Origin of the sequence: Streptomyces sp. NPDC048496, assembly GCF_043200055.1 — a bacterium.
In the GTDB taxonomy this organism is placed as follows: Bacteria; Actinomycetota; Actinomycetes; order Streptomycetales; family Streptomycetaceae; genus Streptomyces.
The window spans coordinates 172,511-193,038 of the sequence record NZ_JBICXB010000003.1; the positions used below are offsets into that span (position 1 = coordinate 172,511).

A 20,528-nucleotide genomic window follows, 5' to 3' on the forward strand; every position below is an offset into this window, starting at 1 on the left:
ACGCACCCGCCGCCCTCGCGTGAACAGGCTTCCCGGCTTTCGCATGACGCCCCCTTTGCTGTCGCACTGTGCGGTACGGCCCGTCCGCACCGCGTCACCTCTGGTACACCGTTCAAGCCCCGCTGGTTCCGCTCCGGGCCCACCGGTTTCGGGCCCACCGTCGTCGGCCTGCCGGTCGCCGGTCCGTCAGAGGGCGGACCCGGCGACCGAGCGGGCCCGCTCCCGCGAGGCCACGCCCTCCAGCCGCAGAGTCAGCAGCCCGCCCTTCACCCACAACAGAGTCGGTCCAGCCGTCCGCTGGGACCGCGTCCACCGAACACCGTCCCCGTCGACCATGCCGAACTGCAGAGCGTGCGGCCTCGCGAACCAGAGGCCGTCCACCGTGCCACCGCGGCCGTCGGCCACCTTCAGCCACTCCGGCTGTTCCCGCACCTGCTTGATGAAGTACGGATCCAGCGGCGCCGCGAACTCGTCGAGCCGTATCGTCCGCCCTTCCTCCTGCCAGCACAGCGTGACCATCCACCGGCCCTCCGGCAGCCCCGACACGGACACCGCGTCCGGCGCGCCGAGCGCCCCGGGCACGACCGGCCGGAAGCCCGACCGCCGCGCCGCCTCCGCCGTCGTCACCGGGGGGCCGCAGCCCGGCACCGGTGCTCCGGGCTGCTCGGGGACCGGCGCGGACGGGTCGTACCGCACGTCCACCCCGCCGAAGTCGAACCAGTCGGCGACCGTCGCCCGTACCGGAGGCGTCAGCACCAGCACGACCAGGAGCCCCGAGAGCGCCGCGGCCAGCAGGTGGACCCGCCGACGGGCCCACACCCCGGCCCGCTCCAGCCACCCCGGGGGTACCGGCACAGGCACCGGGACCGCTTCGGCGACGATCTGCGCCAGCACCCGCTCGGCCATCGTCAGCCCGCCGCCCTCCGGCTCGGGGACCTCCATCCCACGCCCCAGCGCCAGCAACTCCGCGCGCAAGCGCGACCGGTCCGGATCAATCGCACCCGTCACCCCACGTCACCCCCTCCCCGTCCGGTCCCGAGCTTCTTCTCCAGCTTCTTCAGTGCACGGTTCAGCCGGGACTTCACCGTCCCCCGAGGCCAGCCCAGGGCCCGCGCCGTCTCCGCCTCGTCCATCTCCATCAGGTATCGGTAGGTGACGACCTGCCGATGCTCCTCGCTCAGCTCGTCGAGCGCGGCTGTCAGCAGCGTCCGCCGCTCCTCCGCGAGCGCCGCCACCGCCGGATCCGCCGACTCCGGTATCACCGGCTCGGCGCCCCGCAGCACCGCCTCGCGCCCGGCCACCGCACGCGCCCGACCCGTCGACCGGAGTGTGTTCCTCGTCTCATTCACGACGATCCGCAGCAGCCACGGCCGGAATGCCGCGCCTTCCCGGAATCGACCGAGCGACTGATACGCCTTGAAGAACGCGGACTGCACCACATCCTCCGCCTCGGCCCCCGCCCCGAAGGCGACCGCGGCCCGCAGCGCGACGCCCGTGTGGGCGCGCACCAGCTGCGCGTATGCCTCCGCCTCTCCGGCGCGCACACGAGCGATCACCGCGGTGTCGTCCTCTGCCGGCGCCCCTTCCGGCGCCGCAGCACGATTCCCGGTCCGCTGTTCGGCCCGCGCCTCGGCCTGCCCTCCGGCACGCCCGAGAGCGCGGTCCGCACCCCCGTCGTCGACGGCACGGCCCCCCTCCCGACCCCTCTGCAGGGCCCCCTCCTGCGTCCTCACACCTTTCATACACCGGTTGCCGGAGATCGGTTCCGTACCTGAGACAATGAGTTCTATGGCCTCTGAACGCCCCCGCGTGCTCTCCGGAATCCAGCCCACCGCAGGCTCGTTCCACCTCGGCAACTACCTCGGTGCGGTCCGCCAGTGGGTGGCGCTGCAGGAGTCCCACGACGCCTTCTACATGGTGGTGGACCTGCACGCGATCACCGTTCCGCAGGATCCCGCGGAGCTGCGTGCGAACACCCGGCTCGCCGTCGCCCAGCTGCTGGCCGCCGGTCTCGATCCCGAGCGCTGCACGCTCTTCGTCCAGAGCCATGTCCCGGAGCACGCCCAGCTCGGCTGGGTCATGAACTGCCTCACCGGTTTCGGCGAGGCCTCCCGGATGACGCAGTTCAAGGACAAGTCCGCCAAGCAGGGCGCCGACCGGGCGACCGTCGGCCTCTTCACGTACCCGGTCCTCCAGGTCGCGGACATCCTGCTCTACCAGGCCCACCAGGTTCCGGTCGGCGAGGACCAGCGCCAGCACATCGAGCTCACCCGCGACCTCGCCGAGCGTTTCAACGGCCGGTTCGGCGACACGTTCACCATTCCGGCGCCGTACATCCTCAAGGAGACGGCGAAGATCTACGACCTGCAGGACCCGTCGATCAAGATGAGCAAGTCGGCGTCCACGCCGAAGGGCCTGATCAACCTGCTCGACGAGCCGAAGACCACGGCCAAGAAGGTCAAGAGCGCGGTCACCGACACCGACACGGTCATCCGGTACGACGTCGAGAACAAGCCAGGTGTCAGCAACCTCCTGACCATCTACTCCACCCTCACCGGCACGGCTATCACGGATCTGGAGCAGAAGTACGAGGGCAAGGGCTACGGTGCGTTGAAGACCGACCTCGCCGACGTCATGGTCGAGTTCGTCACACCGTTCCGGACCCGTACCGAGGAATATCTCGACGACCCCGAGACGCTGGACTCGATCCTGGCCAAGGGCGCGGAGAAGGCCCGGGCGGTAGCCGCCGAGACCCTGGCCCGGACGTATGACCGGATGGGTTTTCTGCCCGCGAAGCACTGAGCCCGAGGACCCTGGCGAGATGACGGCTCCAGGCTGCACACTGGCGACAGGAGACCAACCCCGGTGACGGCCTGAAACCAGCCACCGACCGCGGTGACGGCGGCACGCCGGTCACCGACTTCGAAGAGTGAGGAGAACGACGTGGGGACCGTTACGCTCGGCGTTTCGATCGCGGTCCCGGAGCCCTACGGCAGCCTGCTCCAGGAGCGGCGCGCGAGCTTCGGGGACCCTGCCGCATTCGGCATTCCCACCCACGTCACACTTCTCCCGCCGACCGAGGCGGAGGCGGCCGACCTGCCCGCGATCGAGCGGCATCTCGCCGAGATCGCGACAGGTGGCCGTCCCTTCCCGATGCGGTTGTCCGGCACGGGGACCTTCCGCCCCCTGTCGCCGGTGGTCTTCGTCCAGGTCGTCGAGGGCGCGTCTGCCTGCTCCTGGCTGCAGAAGCGGGTGCGGGACGCGTCTGGCCCGCTGATGCGCGAGCTGCAGTTCCCGTACCACCCGCATGTGACCGTGGCGCACGACATCCCGGAGCAGGCGATGGACCGGGCGTACGGGGAGCTCGCCGACTACGAGGCGTCCTGGACCTGCGATTCCTTCGCGCTGTACGAACAGGGCCCGGACGCGGTCTGGCGCAAGATCAACGAGTTCCCGTTCGGGGCCGAGAGCGGCGCGCCCGCCGTGCCCGCGCAGGGCGGCAGCTCCATGGACGAGCCGTCCCTGCAGCCCTGAGGCGTCGGTAACGGCCTCCCCCGCGACGGGGAGCCCACTCCCTGTCGTGGCGGAGGCCTTAGAGCCTGTCGGGTGACCTTCGATCGGAGAGCGGACGCGGCGTGGTGCGTGCGATTCCAAGGCGCCGGGATGGCCTCGTAGCGGAGCTACTAGGGCATTTCGGCAACGCCGGAAGCGTGCGTGCCACGCCGTGACCGCCCGATCAGAGGTCGCCCGACAGGCTCTAAGGCCGGCAGGCGCCGGAAGAGCGGCCGCGGCACGTGCCGCAGCGCCGACATCACCACCCGCAGCGCCCCCGGCACCCACACCGTCTCCGAGCGCCGCCGCAGTCCCGTCACGACCGCCTCCGCGACCGCGTCCGGGGTCGTAGCGAGCGGCGCCTCCGGCATCCCCGCCGTCATCTTCGACCGTACGAAGCCGGGGCGTACGACCATCACATGCACCCCCGTGCCGTGCAGCGCGTCCCCCAGCCCCTGGGCGAACGCGTCCAGGCCCGCCTTGCTCGACCCGTAGATGAAGTCGGCACGCCGGGCACGCTCACCCGCCACCGAGGACAGGACCACCAGCGATCCGTGCCCCTGCGCCTGGAGTGCGCCGGCGCACACCAGTCCGGCGGAGACGGCGCCGGTGTAGTTGGTCTGGGCGACCCGGACCGCGGAGAGCGGTTCTTCCTCGTCGCGTCCCTGGTCCCCGAGGATGCCGAACGCGAGCAGCACCATGTCGATGTCGCCCTCGGTGAAGATCTTGCCGAGAGCGGTCTCGTGGGACTCGGAGTCGAGGGCGTCGAAGGCGACGGTACGGACGTACGCACCCAGTTCCCGCAGTTCGGCCGCGGCCGATTCCAGGGCGGGGGAGGGGCGTCCGGCCAGCCAGACCGTGCGGGTGCGGCGGGCGATCAGGCGACGCGCGGTGGCGAGCCCGATCGCCGATGTCCCACCGAGGACGAGCAGGGACTGCGGGGCACCGAAGGCGTCCTTCACGAAAACACTCCTAGCGGGGGGCGGCGGGGGACAGGGGCGGGCAGTGCGCGGGCTCAGAGGCCGAGGCGGCGGGAGAGGTCCGAACGGAACGCCCCGTCCGGGTCCAGTTCGGCGCGCAGCGCCCGGAACTCGGGCAGCCGCGGATACATCGCGGCCAGCGTCTCGGGGCGCAGCCGGGAGTCCTTCGCCAGGTAGACGCGGCCACCGGCCGTCGCGACCTCCTCGTCCAGCTCGTCGAGGAAGCGGGCCAGGTCCGGCAGCGTGGCGGGCAGATCGAGGGCGAGCGTCCAGCCGGGCATCGGGAACGACAGCCAGCCCGGATCGCCGTTCCCGAACCGTTTGAGCACGGCCAGGAACGACGGGCAGCGCCGCTGCGAGATCCGGCGCACGATCCGGCGCAGCGCCTCTTCCTGTCCGTATCCGACGACGAACTGGTACCGCACGAAGCCGCTGCGGCCGTACACCCGGTTCCAGTGCGGCACACCGTCCAGCGGGTGGAAGAACGTGGACAGCTTCTGGAGTTCGCCGATGCGGTACGCGGGGGCTCTGCGGTACCGGAGCTCGTTGAAGAGGGCGACAGAGGTGCGTCCGAGCAGTCCGTCCGGTACGGACACGGGCGCGACGGGCAGCTGTCCCGGACGGAACACGAGCGGTGTGCGCCGGGCGCGCGCCGGGAGCACATGCAGGGGCGCGTGCTCCCCTCGGGTGAGTACGGAACGCCCGGTCGCCCTGCCCCGGGCGAGGAGGTCGATCCAGGCGGCCGAGTAGCGGTAGCGGTGGTCGGAGGCGGTGAGCCGGGCCATCAAGTCGTCCAGATCGACAGCCCGTTCGGTGGTGACCGACATCAGTGACGTCGCGACGGGCTGGAACCGGAGCGTGGCCGAGAGGATCACCCCGGTCAGTCCCATGCCGCCCGCGGTTGCGTTGAAGAGAGCGGTGCCGGGCCGGACCGTACGGATCCCGCCGTCGGCGGTCAGCAGCTCCATGTCCTGTACGTGGCGGGAGAAGGAGCCGGAGACGTGATGGTTCCTGCCGTGGATGTCGGCGCCGATCGCTCCGCCCACGGTGACGTAACGCGTCCCGGGAGTCACGGGCACGAACCAGCCGAGCGGCAGCAGTACTTCCATCAGCCGGTGCAGGCTCACACCCGCGTCGCACACCACCAGACCGGTGGCGGCGTCGATGGTGCGGATCCGGTTCAGCGCGGTCATGTCGAGGACGGAGCCGCCCGCGTTCTGTGCCGCGTCGCCGTAGGCCCGACCCAGACCGCGCGCGATGGAACCACGGGGTCCGCAGCCGCGCACCGCGTCCGCCGCCTCCTCGTACGTACGGGGACGGAACCGCAGCGCGGTCGTCGGGGCGGTACGGCCCCAGCCGGTCAGGGAGACGGTGTCGACGGACATGATGGTGACCGTATCGCCCGAGAAAACACCTTTGAGGGATTTGTTACAGGACTCACCGAAATGGGCGATTGAAAGAATTTTGCTCATTAATGACGCGCAATTTCCTTTACTGGCCAGAAGAGTCCGCTTCGGCTTCGTCCGGCAGCCGGGGTGCGTCCGGCGCCACCGACAGGGGGAGCCTTCCGCCCTGGCGTCCGCTGCCGGTGATCCCGTCCGTCCTGGCGGTGCTGCGGTACGCGGTGTTCACCGAGCGCGGCACGCCCGGTGCCCCCGAGGACGGTGTGCCGGGAGACCGGGAGCTCGCCGCCGTCGGCGCCGGTGAGGATGGCCCCGTGCGGACCGGCGGTCGCCGATCCGTGAGAGTCCCGCGTCGGCCGTACGGGGTGTTGGTCGCCGTCGACGCCCGCGGCTCTGTGGTGCAGTTGCCGTCCGGCCGTGTCGCCCACGGGGCCGGCCCGACACCACCCCGGCGCCCGCGCCCGGGGCCCGTACACCGGTTTTCCGCGCCCAGGAGGGTACGCGCACGTCATGGACTGGCTGAAGAATCTCCCCGTCATCGGGCCCCTCGTCGCCCGGCTGATGATGACGCACGCCTGGCGCTCGTACGAACGGCTGGACCGGGTCCACTGGAGCAGGCTCGCCGCCGCGATCACCTTCATCAGCTTTCTGGCGCTCTTCCCGTTGATCGCGGTCGGCGCGGCGATCGGCGCCGCGCTGCTCTCCGGCGAGCAGCTGCACAAGATCGAGAAGTTGGTCGCCGATCAGGTGCCGGGCATCTCCGACCAACTGGGCATCAGCAGTCTGGTGGCCAACGCGGGCACGATCGGGCTGGTCGCCGGTGCGCTGCTGCTCTTCACCGGCATCGGCTGGATCGGTGCGATGCGGGACTGCCTGCGCGCGGTCTGGGAGAAGGACGATGTGGACCAGGGCAATCCGTTCGTCCGTAAGCTCAAGGACGCCGGACTGCTGATCGGCCTCGGCGGAGCCGCGCTCGTCACCCTTGCCGCTTCCACGGCGGGCTCCACCGCGGTCGGCTGGACCGCCGACGTGGTGGGCATCCCCAACCGTGGCGCGGGCGGGGTGCTGCTGCAGATCGTGGCCCTGTTCGTGGCGGCCGTGGCCGATTTCCTGCTGCTGCTCTATCTGCTGACACTGCTGCCGGGCGTGAAGCCGCCGCGGCGCAGGCTGCTGACAGCGGCGGTGATCGGCGCGATCGGGTTCGAACTCCTCAAGCTGCTGCTCGGCAGCTACATGAAGAGCGTCGCGTCGAAGAGCATGTACGGCGCTTTCGGCGTGCCGATCGCCCTCCTGCTGTGGATCAACTTCACCGCGAGGCTGCTGCTGTTCTGCGCCGCGTGGACGGCGACGCGGAGCAGCAAGGACATCAAGGAGGGCGTGGCGGACGTCAGCGGCGAGGAAGGCGACGCACCAGGTCCGGCAGCGGCCAGCGCCGGTTGACCAGGAACACGCCGCCGGCCAGCAGCACCAGCACCCCGCCGACGATCCCCAGCGCGACCCCGGCCCCGCTGGAGCCCTGGGTGGCCGCCGCACCGTGCTTGCGCGCATCCGTGCTTTCCGAGCCGGAGGTGCCCGCGGTGCTGTCGCCGTTGGTCGGTTCCGCGTCCTTCCCGGTGCCCGTCCGCGCGGACTTCGGGGGGACCAGTTCGCCGACCGGGGTCACCTTGCCGGCCGCGTCGAAGCCCCAGTCGAGCAGGCTCGCGGCTTCTTTGTAGACGGCGTGGGGCTCCTTCGACGACGGGTTCATGACGGTGACGAGCAGCACCTTGCCGTTGCGCTCGGCGACGCCCGTGAAGGTGTTGCCCGCGTGCGTGGTGTAGCCGTTCTTGACGCCTGCGATGCCCTTGTACGGCTCGACGCCGCCGGCGCCCGTGAGCAGCCGGTTGGTGTTCTGGATCTCGAACGTCGCCCGCTTCTTCCCCTTCTTCTTCTCGCCGGGGAAGTCGGCCGTGGCCGTCGAGCAGTACTCGCGGAAGTCCTTCTTCTGCAGCCCGCTGCGGGCGAACAGGGTGAGGTCGTACGCGCTGGAGACCTGTTCGGGTGCGTCGTAACCGTCGGGAGACACGACGTTCGTGTCGAGGGCCTGCAGCTCCTCGGCGTGCGCCTGCATGGCGGCGACGGTCCTCGGCACGCCTCCGTACATCGCGGACAGCACATGTACCGCGTCGTTGCCGGAGCGCAGGAAGACGCCGAGCCACAGGTCGTGGACCGTGTACGTCAGGTGCTCCTTGACGCCGACCAGGCTGCTGCCCTCGCCGACATCGGCGAGGTCCTCGTGCGTCACCTTGTGCTGCAGGGTCTTCGGCTGCAGTTCGGGCGAATCCATGACCGTGTCGGCGAACAGCATCTTCAGGGTGGACGCGGGGGGCAGCCGCCAGTGCGAGTTGTGCGAGGCCAGCACCTCACCGCTCTCCGCGTCCGCGACGATCCAGGACCGCCCGGTGAGGTCCTTCGGCAGCACCGGGGCGCTGGCACCCAGTTCGACCTGGGTGCCGACCCGGCCGAGCTGCGCGCCGCCGACCTTCGACATCGGGGCGGTCGGCTTCGGGTCGTCGGCGGTGTCCTTGTCGACCGCTGACGCGGGACTGATGACAAGAGTGGACAGCAGAGCGGCGGAGATGACCGTCAGTGCGGTCTTTTTCAGAGCGGGCACGGTCGGAAACGTACAGGCTGATGATGTGACGAGCGTTGCGGACCTGCTGGCCGGCCGTCCGAGACGCTGGGACAGCCCACCCCGGGCGCTCAGGCCGGAGCGTGGTGGCGATACTGGATCCATGAAGCTCAGCCGCCCCGTTTCCTGGTTCCTGCTCGCCTTCGGGGTGTGGAGCTGGGTCATTTGGGTCACTTTCGCCAAGAATCTATGGAAAGACGGCAGTGGACTTGCCTTCGACGACGCGGGTGACCCGACTGCGTACTTCTGGGTGCATCTGCTGCTTGCCATCACGTCCTTTCTCCTGGGGACGGCGGTCGGTGTGATCGGGTTCCGCGGACTCAGGGCGCTGCGCCGCGAACGTTCATAACCGGCCGGGCGGCGACCGGACATAGGTGTACGAAGCGTCGGCGCACAAGGCGCAGACGTACCGAGAGCCGCACGTGGGTGGGGGAGTGCACGTGGCAGCGGTCTTCGTTCCGGTGGCGCTGGCGGTCCTCGCGCTGCTCGTCGGTGTGCACCGCTATGTGTGGCGCCGCTTGGTCGCCGACACGACGGCCCCGGGCGGCACGCTGCGCCGGGTGGGCACGGCAGCGGTCTGGCTGCTGCCGCTGCTGAGTGTCGGCGCCCTGGTCTCCGGGTGGGCGGGCGCCCCGTTCTGGCTGCAGCGGGTGCTGGCCTGGCCGGGCTATCTGTGGCTGGCGGCGCTGCTGTACCTGACCCTGACTCTGCTGGTGGGCGAGGCGGTACGGCCTGTTCTGCGGCGGGTCCTCGCGCGCCGGGCGGGCGGCGGTACGGCTGCCGAGAACGATTCGGCCGAAACCGTTTCAACTCAGGTCGAAGCACCCGCGGCGGAGAGCTCCCTGGCCGGTGCGCCCGTGAGTGGAACCCCTGCCACCCTCGTCGCCGGCGCCCCCGTCACGCCCCCCGCCGACCCCTCCCGCCGCGTCTTCGTCGCGCGCGCCGTCGGGGGCGCGGCCGCCGTCGCCGGGCTCGGCATCGTCGGCCACGGCACCTACGGCGTGCTGCGCGGTCCGCGGGTCAAGCGGGTCACCGTCCCGCTCGCCAGACTGCCCCGTGCCGCGCACGGCTTCCGGATCGCTGTCGTCAGCGACATCCACCTCGGCCCGATCCTGGGCCGCGCCCACACCCAGCGGATCGTCGACACGATCAACCGGACCCAGCCCGATCTGATCGCCGTCGTCGGGGACCTCGTCGACGGCTCCGTCGCCGACCTCGGTCCGGCCGCCGAACCGCTCGCCCGGCTGGAGGCCCGCCATGGTGCGTTCTTCGTCACCGGCAACCATGAGTATTTCTCCGGTGCGGCCCAATGGGTCCATCACGTAAGGGAATTGGGGCTGCACCCGCTGGAGAACGCCCGGGTCGAGATCGACGGTTTCGATCTCGCCGGGGTCAATGACATCGCCGGTGAGAGCGAGGGGCAGGGCCCCGATTTCGAGCGCGCCCTGGGCGGCCGGGACCGGACCCGCGCCTCCGTCCTCCTCGCGCATCAGCCCGTCGTCATCGACGACGCGGTTGCGTACGGCGTGGATCTCCAGCTTTCGGGCCACACCCACGGCGGCCAGCTCTGGCCGGGCAACTACGTCGCCGAACTTGCCAACCCCACGGTCGCCGGCCTGGAGCGCTACGGAGATACCCAGTTGTACGTTTCTCGGGGTGCGGGTGCCTGGGGTCCGCCCGTGCGGGTCGGCGCCCCTTCCGACATCACCGTCGTCCACCTGGCGTCCCGTCAGGCGTAACGGCATAAAAGGGACGACTCAACTGCGCGGCGTCTCCACGGTTTTCAGTCGTTCGACCCAACCAAGGTTTCAACTGTCGAACAAAAGGCTATGAGATACAGATTTCCTCTTCCAGATGTGAAAATCGTGTGATTGGCTGACCGTGAGCACGGTGATGTGCGTTTCTGAGCACATCTGCCCAGGTGGGGCTGTTAAGGGAGAGCACGGCAATGCGGTCGATCCGGCTACGGATTCTCGCGATTCTCGCGGTTTTGGTCATCGCAGGCGTCGTCGCCTGGCAGTTGCTTCCCTCGAACGAGGTGAAGAGCGATCCGATCATGGTCGGGACGACGGACGAGGTGACGTCCCTCGATCCGGCCGGTGCGTACGACGCCGGTTCCTGGGCGATATACAGCAACCTCTACCAGTCCCTCATGACGTTCAAGTCCGGGGCGATCGTCCCGGAACCGGACGCCGCCGAGAGCTGTGGGTTCATCGGCCAGAAGCTCCAGACGTACCAGTGCAAACTGCGCGACGACCTGACCTTCGCCAGCGGCCGGAAGATCACTGCCGCCGATGTCGAGTACTCGATCGAGCGCATGATCAGGATGAAGACGGACGTCGGTCCGTCGGTCCTGTTCCCCAGCCTCAAGAACGTGGTGTCCGAAGGCCGCACGATCACCTTCAACCTCTCCTCACGTGACGCGACCTTCCCGCAGAAGCTCGCCACCGGAGCCGGTTCGATCGTCGACCGCAAGGAGTACCCGGCGAAGAAGCTCCGCACGGGAACCAAGGTCGACGGCTCGGGGCCGTACGTCCTGAAGTCGTACCAACCGGGCGTCGAGGCGGAGTTGGTCCCGAACACCCGGTACAAGGGCGCACTGAAGAAGACCGGCGTCCCCGTCACCATCCGCTACTACAAGCAGTCGGACGACCTCCTGGCGGCCTGGAAGTCCGGACAGGTCCAGGTGACGCACCGGCAGCTGCCGCCGTCCACGCTCGCCGAGCTGAACCCCGGCGACCCCGACATGCGCATCACCGAGGCGGACAGCGCCGAGATCCGCAACCTGGTCTTCAACGTGCGTGCCGGGTCCCCGCTCGCCGACAAGAGGGTCCGGCAGGCCATCGCGGCCACCATCGACCGCGGGCCGCTGGTGGCAGATGTCTACAAGAGCACCGTCGAACCGCTCTACTCGCTGATCCCGCAGGGCTACATCGGGCACAGCACGCCGTTCTTCGACGCCTACCCGGCGCCCGACCCGGCGCGCGCCAAGCGGCTGATGCAGGAGGCGGGCGTGCAGACCCCGCTGCACATCAACTTCGCCTACCGCGCCGACGACGCGTACACGACGGAGACCGCCGAGCTCCGCCGCCAGCTGGAGAAGAACGGGCTGTTCAAGGTCTCGGTCAAGGCCGTGGACTGGCAGGACTTCCAGAAGGGTTACGCGGCCGGCAAGTACGACGCGTACACCGTCGGATGGCTGCCCGACTACCCGGACCCCGACACCTTCAGCCAGCCGCTCGTCGGCCGCGACAGCAGCCTTCACAACGGCTACACCAGCAAGAAGATGGACGACCTGATCGCGGCCACGCTGCAGTACAGCGACCGGAGCCGTACCGCGGCGGACTTCAAGGAGCTCCAGGCGCTGGTCGGCGAGGACGTGCCGCTCGTGCCGCTGTGGCAGAAGAAGGACTACGTCGTCAGCAAGACCGATGTCTCCGGCTCGCAGTACCTGTCGGACGGCACGGGCATCTGGCGGCTGTGGGAACTCAACTGGATCTAGGAGAGCACTGAAGATCTTGGCCGGGGTCGGCCGGAGACCGCCGCACACCGTGTGCGAGGTCTCCGGCCGGCCCCGGCTCTTACGGCCTCCCCCACTCCCTGTCGCGGGGGAGGCCGTTACGACTTCTCCCGGCCCGGCCCGGCCGATCGGTGGTCGGCTGTTTCACCGACCCGGGCAGGAAGTCCGCCAGTACGTCGTGGATCTGCCGTACGAGCGGTCGCAGCACCCGGAACCGGGAGAGCGTGATCGCTCGGGCGCCGATCGGTGCGGTGCGCTCGACGAGGCGGCGGCTGCGCTCGGCACCCTCCGTCCGGTCGTACACCCAGAACAGCACCAGACCCATCTGTATCAGCCACATCAACTGCGGCAGCACGTCGGTCATTTCGGGGTCGGTCTTGGTGCTCGAGCCGCGCAGGCACCGTTCATGAATGGAGATCGCCGCCTCCCGGGCCGCGACCGACTCCTCGGAGAACGGGGAGAGCGGGCTTTCCGGATCCGCGGCGTTCTTGAAGAACTGGGCGGCGAAGCGGTGGTACGGCTCGGCCACGTCGAGCCAGCTGAGCAGTACCCCGCGGATCCGTACGGCCAGGTCCTTGTCGCCTTCCAGGACCGGCTTCACCGCCGCCTCGTGCTCTGCGGCGAGCCGGTGGTAGAAGCTCTGGACGAGAGCGTCTTTCCCCGTGAAGTAGTAGTAGGCGTTGCCGACGGAGACCCCGGCCTCCTGCGCGATGGCACGCATCGTCGTCTTGTCGTAGCCGCGCTCCTCGAAGAGCCGGAGCGCCGTTTCGAGAATGAGTGTGCGGGTCTGCTCGCTCTTGGGAGCCTTGGCTTCCTTTGCGTCCTTCGCTTCCTTCACCACAGCCCCGAGGGTAGCCGTCCGCCCTGCTCCTCCGTGCCGGGGACCTGGCATGTTCCGTCCCCCGGACCGCAGGGCGCCGCCGTCACGTACGCCGCGGCAGTGAGGTCCATGACCCAGCCTCCCTTGAACGCGTTCAAAAGCTGTTGTCAGGGACTGTAGGCCTGCATGTGAACATGTTCAAGCGGGTACTCCGGGGCGCTTGTCCCCGGCCGCGGTCGCGGGGGCCCTGAAGCGTCGTACGCCCGGTACCGCCGCCGTCGCCAGACAGGCCGCACCGACCGCCACGGCGGCGACGGTCAGCGGGACTTCGGGACCCCAGGCCGTGGCGGCGACCGGGGCCAGGGTGTAGCCCAGTGGCATCGCGCCGAGGGAGAGCAGCCAGTCGTACGAGGTCACGCGGGCCAGCGCGTGGGCGGGTACCGCGGACTGGACCGAGGTGTCCCAGACTGGGCCGAGGAAGCCGAGTCCCGCCAGCGCGATGCCGTACCCGGCGATGGTCAGCGGGGCGGGGGCGCCGGCCGCGAGGAGGCCGAGGGGGAGTGCGTACGTGGCGAGGCCCAGGTTGGCGGCCAGGATCGGGCGGCGCGGCCGGGCGCGCCCGGCCAGCAGTGAGCCGAGGAGGAGGCCGACCGCGCCGGTCTGGAGCAGGGCGATCCAGGTGCTCTTGCCGCCCATGTCCTCGATGGCGAGTGCCGGCCCCAGGGTCATCAGGACGGCCGCCGCGCCGTTCCACACGGAGTGGGCGATCAGGCTCGTCCAGTACCAGTCGCGGCCGCGGACCTCGCCCCAGCCCTCCTTGAGGTCGGCGAGCATCGAGCGGCGCGGTATCGGCACGTGCCGGACCTTGATGGCGGACAGGAGTGCGGCGCTCACCGCGAAGCTCGCGCCATCCAGCACGAACGCCCAGCCGGGGCCCGCGGTGAGGATCAGCGTGCCGGCGACGGCCGGGCCGCCGAGCCGGGTCGCGCTGGTGGCGACCGCCATCAGGGAGTTGGCGCGCAGCAGGCCCGGGGCTTCCACGGTGCCGCGGATCAGCGGCGACACGGTCGGCATGGCGAAGGCGCCGGCCGCGCCGCCGATCACCTCGGCGACGGCGATCTGCCAGAGCCGCGGTTCACCGCCGAGCAGCTCCACGCCGACGAAGAGCTGGGTGGCGCACCGTACGAGATCGGTGGTGAGTGCCACCGTGCGGGCGTTGAAGCGGTCGCCCATGACGCCGCCGAGTGGCAGCAGGAGCAGCTTGGGCACCATCGCGCACGCCAGCACCAGGGCGAGGGCGGCGGTCGAGCCGGTGGCCAGGTAGACGGCGAGGGAGAGTGCGGTGGGGATGGCGGCGTCGCCGAGGAGGGAGAGGGTGCGGCCGATGAAGAGCAGGCGGAAGGCGCGCGTGTGCAAGGGGTGCGACATGCGAACAAACCTATTTCGGTACCAAATTATTCGTCAACGAAATATCTGATGCCGAAGCGCATGTGTACACGGGCGTACCCTTTCCTCATGGAGTCACGCGACTGGACCGACGGACATGTCGAGCGGTGGAAGCCCGTGCTCCCCGACCTCGATCCCGATGTCGAGGGCGCGGTGACGCGTATGAAGAAGCTCTCCGTCCACCTGCGACGGGTGCGTGAACAGTCCCTGGTCGACTTCGACCTGGACCGCCAGGAGTTCGAGACGCTCCACAAGCTCGCCGGACGCGGCGGGAAGGCGGCCCCGTCCGAACTCGCCGCCGACCTCGACCTCGCCCCCGCCTCCGTCACCGGCAGGCTGGACGCGCTCGAACGGCGCGGATTCATTCGCCGTACGCCCTCCACCACGGACCGGCGACGGGTCGACGTGGAACTCACCGAGGAGGGCCGCTCGACCTGGCTCGGCGCGATGGACTTCCTCGGCCACGAGGAGTACCGGCTCCTCGGCGTACTCGACAAGGACGAACGCATCCTGCTCAACGACATGCTGCGCCGCATCATGGTCGTCGCGGAGGATCGCGGCGGAGCCGACTGGGGCTGAGCGCCACGGGGGTCGCCCGACCTCAAGGGGAGAACAGCCCTACGCCGCGCCGCCCTTGACCCCGGTTGCAGATGACGGCCCTCGACCAGCCGGAGATCGTGGACCGACCGACCGACCGACCGACCGACCGACCGACCGCCAGTACGATCTCCTGGTCGCAGGACCGGCTGGACTCCGCGAGATCGCAGACCAGTTGGGCGCACTCGTCGAGCCGGTGGCGTTCTACGGAGACGACGGTGACGGTGTGGTGGAAGCGGGCCATGACGCCACCCTGCCCTGTGTGGAGGGGTGTTGCCAGTGCCCCGGCAGCGCCTCCGTCCGGTCGTTCGCGTACGACGCGTCAGATGCTCATCGAGCGGGCGGCATTGACCTGGGCCATCACCATCTGGAACGTCTCCGGGCCGGTCGCCTGGATCACCGTCGAGTGGTGACGGCCGCCGCTGGTCACCGCGACCTGGATGAACCCGGTCGTCTTCTTCTCCTTCATCAGGAGGAAGAGCAGCCCGACCAGGCAGAGCAGGGTGAAGATGATCGCCAGCACGATCGCGACCGTCGGGATCTTCTCCTCGGTGCGCGACATGTCGGTGGCCGTCCACACCGCGCCCTTGAGCGGCAGCGTGCCGGACGGCGTCACGATCGAATCGCTCATGACGGTGATGTCCCCGAGCGACAGCATCGGGGCCCCGCCGCCCGGCCCCGGGCCCTGCTGCGGCGGGAACCCGTAACCGGGCAGGGGCGGCTGAGCCGGCGGATTCACGGCCGGATAGCCGTAGGCCGGGCCCGGCTGGGCCGCGGCGTCGGGCAATTGCTGCGGGTAGCCGTATCCCTGGCCATCCGCGACGGTGGGCGGATTGTACGGCTGCTGAGGCGGTCCCCACTTGTATGAGTCGCCCGCGTACGGATTCGGATCGCTCAACGTTCCCCGCTCTCGATCAAGCCTGTGCGCCCCGCGCGTTGCTGCCCCGGGCGGTGAACCGGTCTCCGGCTCCGCACGACCGTACCGAACGGGTCTGCGCAGCGCAGCAGGAGGCCCCGCCTCCCGCAGCGTTCCTGCGGAAAACGGGGCCTCCTGTGCAACTGGCGTACCCGAAGGGTCAGAAGCGACGCGTGATCAGCGCGCGCTTCACTTCCTGGATCGCCTTGGTGACCTCGATGCCACGCGGGCACGCGTCCGTGCAGTTGAAGGTGGTGCGGCAACGCCACACACCGTCACGGTCGTTGAGGATTTCCAGGCGCTGCTCGCCGCCCTCGTCACGCGAGTCGAAGATGAAGCGGTGCGCGTTGACGATCGCCGCCGGGCCGAAGTACTGGCCGTCGTTCCAGAACACCGGGCACGACGAGGTGCACGCGGCGCACAGGATGCACTTGGTGGTGTCGTCGAACCGCTCGCGGTCCTCGGCGGACTGCAGACGCTCACGCGTCGGCTCGTTCCCCTTGGTGATGAGGAACGGCATGACGTCGCGGTACGCCTGGAAGAACGGGTCCATGTCGACCACGAGGTCCTTGAGGACCGTGAGGCCCTTGATGGCCTCGATCAGGATCGGCTTCTCCGGGTTGATGTCCTTGATCAGCGTCTTGCAGGCGAGCCTGTTCTTGCCGTTGATCCGCATCGCGTCGGAGCCGCAGATGCCGTGGGCGCAGGAACGGCGGAACGTCAGCGTGCCGTCGGTTTCCCACTTGATCTTGTGAAGGGCGTCGAGGACACGCTCCTTCGGGTCGATCTCGATCTGGAAGTCCTGCCACTGGGCCTCGTCGGAGACCTCGGGGTTGAAGCGGCGGATCCGGAAGGTGGCCGTGATGTACGGGGAGGCAGGGGACGCCGAGGGGTCGGTCTCCGCCTTGTCCAGAGTCGGGGTTGCCATCAGTACTTACGCTCCATCGGCTGGTAGCGGGTCTGGACGACCGGCTTGTAGTCGAGTCGGATCGACTCCGTGCCGTCGGCCGCGACCTCGCGGTACGCCATGGTGTGGCGCATGAAGTTGACGTCGTCGCGGTTCGGGTAGTCCTCGCGGTAGTGACCGCCGCGTGACTCCTTACGGGCCAGCGCGGAGGTCGCCATGACCTCGGCCAGGTCGAGCAGGTTGCCCAGCTCGATGGCCTCCAGGAGGTCCGTGTTGAACCGCTTGCCCTTGTCCTGGATGGACACGTTCAGGTAGCGCTTGCGCAGCTCGGCGATCTTGTCGACGGCCGTCTTGATGGTCTGCTCGGTACGGAACACCATCACATTGGCGTCCATGCACTCCTGCAGCTCCAGACGGAGCGTCGCGACCCGCTCGGTGCCCGTCGAGTTGCGCAGCCGCTCGACCTGGTCGATGACCAGCTGTGCCGGGTTCTCGGGAAGCTCGACGTAGTCGTTCTTCGCCGAGTACTCGGCGGCGGCGATGCCCGACCGGCGTCCGAAGACGTTGATGTCGAGCAGCGAGTTGGTCCCCAGACGGTTGGCGCCGTGCACGGAGACACACGCGACCTCGCCGGCGGCGTACAGGCCCGGGACGACGGTGGTGTTGTCGGCCAGCACCTCGCCCTCGACGTTGGTCGGGATGCCGCCCATGGCGTAGTGCGCGGTCGGCTGGATCGGGATCGGGTCCGTGTAGGGCTCGATCCCGAGGTACGTACGCGCGAACTCGGTGATGTCCGGGAGCTTCGCGTCCAGCTGCTCCGGCGGCAGGTGCGTGAGGTCGAGGTAGACGTGGTCGCCCTCGGGACCGCAGCCGCGGCCTTCACGGATCTCCGTGTAGATGGAGCGGGACACGACGTCACGGGAGGCGAGGTCCTTCATGACGGGCGCGTACTTCTCCATGAAGCGCTCGCCGTCCTTGTTGCGGAGGATGCCGCCCTCACCACGGGCGCCCTCCGTCAGCAGGATGCCCATGCGCCAGATGCCCGTCGGGTGGAACTGGAAGAACTCCATGTCCTCCAGCGGCAGACCGCGGCGGTACGCGGCGGCCTGGCCGTCACCGGTCAGGGTGTGGGCGTTCGACGTCACCTTGAAGAACTTGCCGGTGCCGCCGGAGGCGAAGATGATCGCCTTCGCCTGGAAGACGTGGATCTCGCCGGTCGCCAGCTCGTACGCGACGACGCCTGCGGACTTCTTGACTCCGTCGACCTCCTGCAGCAGCAGGTCCAGGACGTAGAACTCGTTGAAGAACTCCACACCCTCCTTGACGCAGTTCTGGTACAGCGTCTGGAGGATCATGTGGCCGGTGCGGTCCGAGGCGTAGCAGGACCGGCGGACCGGGGCCTCGCCGTGGTTACGGCTGTGGCCGCCGAAGCGACGCTGGTCGATCTTGCCCTCGGGCGTGCGGTTGAACGGCAGGCCCATCTTCTCCAGGTCGAGAACGGAGTCGATGGCCTCCTTCGCCAGGATCTCGGCGGCGTCCTGGTCGACCAGGTAGTCGCCGCCCTTGATCGTGTCGAAGGTGTGCCACTCCCAGTTGTCCTCTTCCACGTTGGCGAGCGCGGCGGCCATGCCGCCCTGCGCGGCGCCCGTGTGGGAGCGGGTCGGGTACAGCTTCGTGAGCACGGCGGTACGGCTGCGCTTCGTCGACTCGATGGCCGCGCGCATGCCGGCGCCGCCTGCGCCGACGATGACGGTGTCGTACTTGTGGATCTGCATGATTTCCTCTGGTCCCTCTGGCCCGGCGCCTAGCGGATGTTCGGGTCGAAGGTGAAGATCACCAGCGTGCCCAGCAGGACGGTGAACACCGTGGCGGTGTACAGGAGCATCTTCAGCCAGAAGCGGGTGTTGTCCCGTTCGGCGTAGTCGTTGATGACCGTACGGAGGCCGTTGGCGCCGTGCAGCATGGCCAGCCACAGCATCGCCAGGTCCCAGACCTGCCAGAACGGCGAGGCCCAGCGGCCCGCCACGAAGGCGAAGCCGATCTTGGAGACACCGCCGTCCAGCACGAGCTGGATCAGCAGGTGGCCGATGACCAGGACGACGAGCACGATGCCCGACAGGCGCATGAAGAGCCAGGCGTACATCTCGAAGTTGGTGCGCGAACCCTTGGGGGTCTTGGCCGTCCGCGTGCGCGGGGGCTCGATGACCGGGGCCGGGTGGTCGACGTCGTAGAGGCTGACGCCTTCGACGGCGCCGATCGCGGAGGACTCGGTGGACATTGGCCTCAGCTCCCGAAGACTGCGCGTACGGCGTGGCCGAGGACGGGGTACACGGCCCCGACCATCAGCACGATCCAGATGCCCATCGCGGACCAGAGCATCTGCTTCTGGTAGCGCGGGCCCTTGGCCCAGAAGTCCACGGCGACGATACGGAGACCGTTCAGCGCGTGGAAGAGAATCGCGGCCACCAGGCCGTATTCGAGGAGCGCGACAGGCCAGGTCTTGTACGTGGCCACGACGTTGTCGTAGGCCTCGGGGGAGACGCGGACGAGAGCGGTGTCCAGGACGTGTACGAACAGGAAGAAGAAAATGAGGACACCGGTGACTCGATGAGCCACCCACGACCACATGCCTTCCCGGCCGCGGTACAGCGTTCCAGCCGGCACGGAAGAACCCTCCGGGAGCGGGGATTGGGGTCGGCCGGCTTGACTGTCGGTCTGACCCGGCCGGGTACGGTCCACCGGCCCCGGCCATCGTAGCGACGGTTTGTCGGTTCGCTCGCGCCGGGGCCTCTGGTGTGATCTAAGTGGCAATGAAACAGGCACGGACGGGCTAGGAGGGCACTGAAGATCTTGGCCGGGCTCCCGGCGTCTTGCACGCACATCTGCGGCGTTGCCACAACGGCCTGACAGCTCCGCTATGAGGCCGCTTCGGCGCGTTGCAGCTGCACGCACCGGACGCCGCTCGCTGATCCGGCCAAGATCTTCAGCACCCTCCTAGGGCCTCTCGTCCGGATCGGGCCGACCCGGCACCCGTCACCAGCTCGATGATGCGGCCCCGGGCGAGTCGGCGCATCTCGTCCGCCGTGACCACCCGCTCCTCGTCGGGGTCGTGGCCCAGCCTGGCCCGGATGCCGGCCAGCACCTGGTCCGGGTGCTCGGCGGGGCGGAAGGCGTCGAGACAGATCACGAAGACATGGCCGAAGCGGCTCTCGTACGCGGCATGCCCGGCGCTCAGCGCGAGGTGCGCGGAGTGCGGTGCGGCGTGGTGCAGTCCCGGGGAGACCTCGGTGGCGAGCGCCTCGGCGAGATCCGCGGGCGCCATGTCGTACCCCGCCTCGTCCGCGGCGGCGAGGAGGGCGTCCACATCGGGGTACGGGCGGTGAGCGGCCAGCCGCTGCGCCCAACGGGTACTGCCGCAGCAGCCGAGCAGCGCGGCTTCGGCGTCGGCGGTCGGTGCGGTGTTGAACCGGTCGAGGCCGAGGGAGCGGGCGCTGAGGCAGGCCGGGGCCGGGCCGCGGTTCTGGGCGGGGAGCGCGGGCGGGCCGACCCGCCGCTGCGGTGGTTCCGGGAGGCCGGCGTGGGACTCGCTGGGCCTGGACAGCGTGGGACTCCTCGAAACATCGGCATCCCTGTGAGCCCGGTGCGGTGAGGGGGATCGGAAACCAGGGAGACACAGGGTGAAGGGAGGGACGAATGTGCCCCAACGCTATCGGGGC

21 protein-coding genes and 1 pseudogene are annotated in these 20,528 nt (G+C 69.3%); 8 read left to right on the forward strand and 14 right to left on the reverse strand.

The features are described from left to right. Positions 1-186 precede the first annotated feature (186 nt). Together ACGFSA_RS05110 and ACGFSA_RS05115 are read right to left on the reverse strand one after the other, a co-directional pair. Positions 187-1,008 (reverse strand): hypothetical protein, encoded by an 822-nt coding sequence (locus tag ACGFSA_RS05110; RefSeq protein ID WP_393299803.1) that lies wholly within the window; start codon positions 1,006-1,008, stop codon positions 187-189. Further along, positions 1,005-1,556, reverse strand: a complete 552-nt coding sequence (locus ACGFSA_RS05115) for an RNA polymerase sigma factor (protein WP_393299806.1) — start codon at positions 1,554-1,556, stop codon at positions 1,005-1,007. Before ACGFSA_RS05115 ends, ACGFSA_RS05110 begins: the two co-directional genes overlap by 4 nt. Before the next feature lie 232 nt (positions 1,557-1,788). Between ACGFSA_RS05115 and trpS the strand changes: the two genes are divergently transcribed. Next, positions 1,789-2,802, forward strand: coding sequence for a tryptophan--tRNA ligase (trpS, locus tag ACGFSA_RS05120; RefSeq protein ID WP_393299809.1), 1,014 nt, complete (start codon positions 1,789-1,791; stop codon positions 2,800-2,802). Positions 2,803-2,943: 141 nt separating this feature from the next. Beyond that, a complete protein-coding gene (locus tag ACGFSA_RS05125; RefSeq protein ID WP_393299812.1) occupies positions 2,944-3,534 on the forward strand; it encodes a 2'-5' RNA ligase family protein in 591 nt (196 codons plus the stop codon). A gap of 149 nt (positions 3,535-3,683) precedes the next feature. Here ACGFSA_RS05125 and ACGFSA_RS05130 read toward each other — a convergent pair whose 3' ends face one another. Next, positions 3,684-4,514 (reverse strand): decaprenylphospho-beta-D-erythro-pentofuranosid-2-ulose 2-reductase, encoded by an 831-nt coding sequence (locus ACGFSA_RS05130; RefSeq protein WP_393299815.1) that lies wholly within the window; start codon positions 4,512-4,514, stop codon positions 3,684-3,686. A gap of 53 nt (positions 4,515-4,567) precedes the next feature. Further along, positions 4,568-5,917: an FAD-binding protein gene (locus ACGFSA_RS05135; RefSeq protein ID WP_393299818.1), complete on the reverse strand. Its 1,350-nt coding sequence runs from the start codon at positions 5,915-5,917 to the stop codon at positions 4,568-4,570. A 176-nt stretch (positions 5,918-6,093) separates the two neighbouring features. Between ACGFSA_RS05135 and ACGFSA_RS05140 the strand changes: the two are divergent. Together ACGFSA_RS05140 and ACGFSA_RS05145 are read left to right on the forward strand one after the other, a co-directional pair. Beyond that, positions 6,094-6,231: pseudogene (locus ACGFSA_RS05140) on the forward strand (decaprenyl-phosphate phosphoribosyltransferase); the annotation flags it as partial. Positions 6,232-6,445: 214 nt separating this feature from the next. Next, a complete protein-coding gene (locus tag ACGFSA_RS05145) occupies positions 6,446-7,375 on the forward strand; it encodes a YihY/virulence factor BrkB family protein (RefSeq protein ID WP_393299821.1) in 930 nt (309 codons plus the stop codon). On the opposite strand, the gene ACGFSA_RS05150 is transcribed toward ACGFSA_RS05145, so the two are convergent. Next, positions 7,323-8,771, reverse strand: a complete 1,449-nt coding sequence (locus ACGFSA_RS05150) for a serine hydrolase (RefSeq protein ID WP_393299824.1) — start codon at positions 8,769-8,771, stop codon at positions 7,323-7,325. The two genes, ACGFSA_RS05145 and ACGFSA_RS05150, sit on opposite strands and share 53 nt — an antisense overlap. Here ACGFSA_RS05150 and ACGFSA_RS05155 point away from each other — a divergent pair. The 3 genes from ACGFSA_RS05155 to ACGFSA_RS05165 all read left to right on the forward strand — a co-directional run bounded on the left by ACGFSA_RS05155 (position 8,710) and on the right by ACGFSA_RS05165 (position 12,108). Beyond that, complete coding sequence (locus tag ACGFSA_RS05155; RefSeq protein WP_037688258.1) at positions 8,710-8,955, forward strand: SCO4848 family membrane protein; 246 nt, start codon at positions 8,710-8,712, stop codon at positions 8,953-8,955. The two genes, ACGFSA_RS05150 and ACGFSA_RS05155, sit on opposite strands and share 62 nt — an antisense overlap. Before the next feature lie 91 nt (positions 8,956-9,046). Further along, positions 9,047-10,345 carry a metallophosphoesterase gene (locus ACGFSA_RS05160; protein WP_393299827.1) on the forward strand — a complete coding sequence of 433 codons (1,299 nt, stop codon included), beginning with the start codon at positions 9,047-9,049 and terminating at the stop codon, positions 10,343-10,345. Positions 10,346-10,554: 209 nt separating this feature from the next. Further along, positions 10,555-12,108, forward strand: a complete 1,554-nt coding sequence (locus ACGFSA_RS05165) for an ABC transporter substrate-binding protein (RefSeq protein WP_393299831.1) — start codon at positions 10,555-10,557, stop codon at positions 12,106-12,108. A gap of 79 nt (positions 12,109-12,187) precedes the next feature. Here the strand turns inward: ACGFSA_RS05165 and ACGFSA_RS05170 are convergent, their stop codons facing one another. Both ACGFSA_RS05170 and ACGFSA_RS05175 read right to left on the reverse strand, forming a co-directional pair. Then, positions 12,188-12,967 (reverse strand): TetR family transcriptional regulator, encoded by a 780-nt coding sequence (locus tag ACGFSA_RS05170; protein ID WP_393299834.1) that lies wholly within the window; start codon positions 12,965-12,967, stop codon positions 12,188-12,190. A gap of 177 nt (positions 12,968-13,144) precedes the next feature. Next, positions 13,145-14,374 (reverse strand): MFS transporter, encoded by a 1,230-nt coding sequence (locus ACGFSA_RS05175; protein ID WP_393299837.1) that lies wholly within the window; start codon positions 14,372-14,374, stop codon positions 13,145-13,147. 87 nt (positions 14,375-14,461) lie between these two features. Here ACGFSA_RS05175 and ACGFSA_RS05180 point away from each other — a divergent pair, with 87 nt between their 5' ends. Then, entirely contained in the window at positions 14,462-14,971 is a 510-nt protein-coding gene (locus tag ACGFSA_RS05180; protein WP_393299840.1) for a MarR family winged helix-turn-helix transcriptional regulator, read from the forward strand. Positions 14,972-14,993: 22 nt separating this feature from the next. On the opposite strand, the gene ACGFSA_RS05185 is transcribed toward ACGFSA_RS05180, so the two are convergent. The 7 genes from ACGFSA_RS05185 to ACGFSA_RS05215 form a co-directional block, all read right to left on the reverse strand. Continuing rightward, on the reverse strand, positions 14,994-15,233 hold the full coding sequence (locus ACGFSA_RS05185; protein ID WP_393299843.1) for a hypothetical protein: 240 nt from the start codon (positions 15,231-15,233) through the stop codon (positions 14,994-14,996). Positions 15,234-15,311: 78 nt separating this feature from the next. Next, the gene (locus tag ACGFSA_RS05190; RefSeq protein ID WP_393299846.1) at positions 15,312-15,887 is read right to left on the reverse strand and encodes a hypothetical protein; all 576 of its coding nucleotides are present in this window, start codon (positions 15,885-15,887) and stop codon (positions 15,312-15,314) included. A 178-nt stretch (positions 15,888-16,065) separates the two neighbouring features. Further along, positions 16,066-16,833 (reverse strand): succinate dehydrogenase iron-sulfur subunit, encoded by a 768-nt coding sequence (locus ACGFSA_RS05195; protein WP_393299848.1) that lies wholly within the window; start codon positions 16,831-16,833, stop codon positions 16,066-16,068. Further along, positions 16,833-18,587, reverse strand: a complete 1,755-nt coding sequence (gene sdhA, locus ACGFSA_RS05200; RefSeq protein ID WP_366691082.1) for a succinate dehydrogenase flavoprotein subunit — start codon at positions 18,585-18,587, stop codon at positions 16,833-16,835. Before sdhA ends, ACGFSA_RS05195 begins: the two co-directional genes overlap by 1 nt. Positions 18,588-18,616: 29 nt before the next feature. Next, positions 18,617-19,090: a succinate dehydrogenase hydrophobic membrane anchor subunit gene (locus ACGFSA_RS05205; protein ID WP_393299852.1), complete on the reverse strand. Its 474-nt coding sequence runs from the start codon at positions 19,088-19,090 to the stop codon at positions 18,617-18,619. Between the two features lie 5 nt (positions 19,091-19,095). Further along, complete coding sequence (gene sdhC / locus ACGFSA_RS05210; RefSeq protein ID WP_393299855.1) at positions 19,096-19,476, reverse strand: succinate dehydrogenase, cytochrome b556 subunit; 381 nt, start codon at positions 19,474-19,476, stop codon at positions 19,096-19,098. Between the two features lie 319 nt (positions 19,477-19,795). Beyond that, complete coding sequence (locus ACGFSA_RS05215) at positions 19,796-20,413, reverse strand: 2-oxo-4-hydroxy-4-carboxy-5-ureidoimidazoline decarboxylase (protein ID WP_393300276.1); 618 nt, start codon at positions 20,411-20,413, stop codon at positions 19,796-19,798. Positions 20,414-20,528 lie beyond the last annotated feature (115 nt).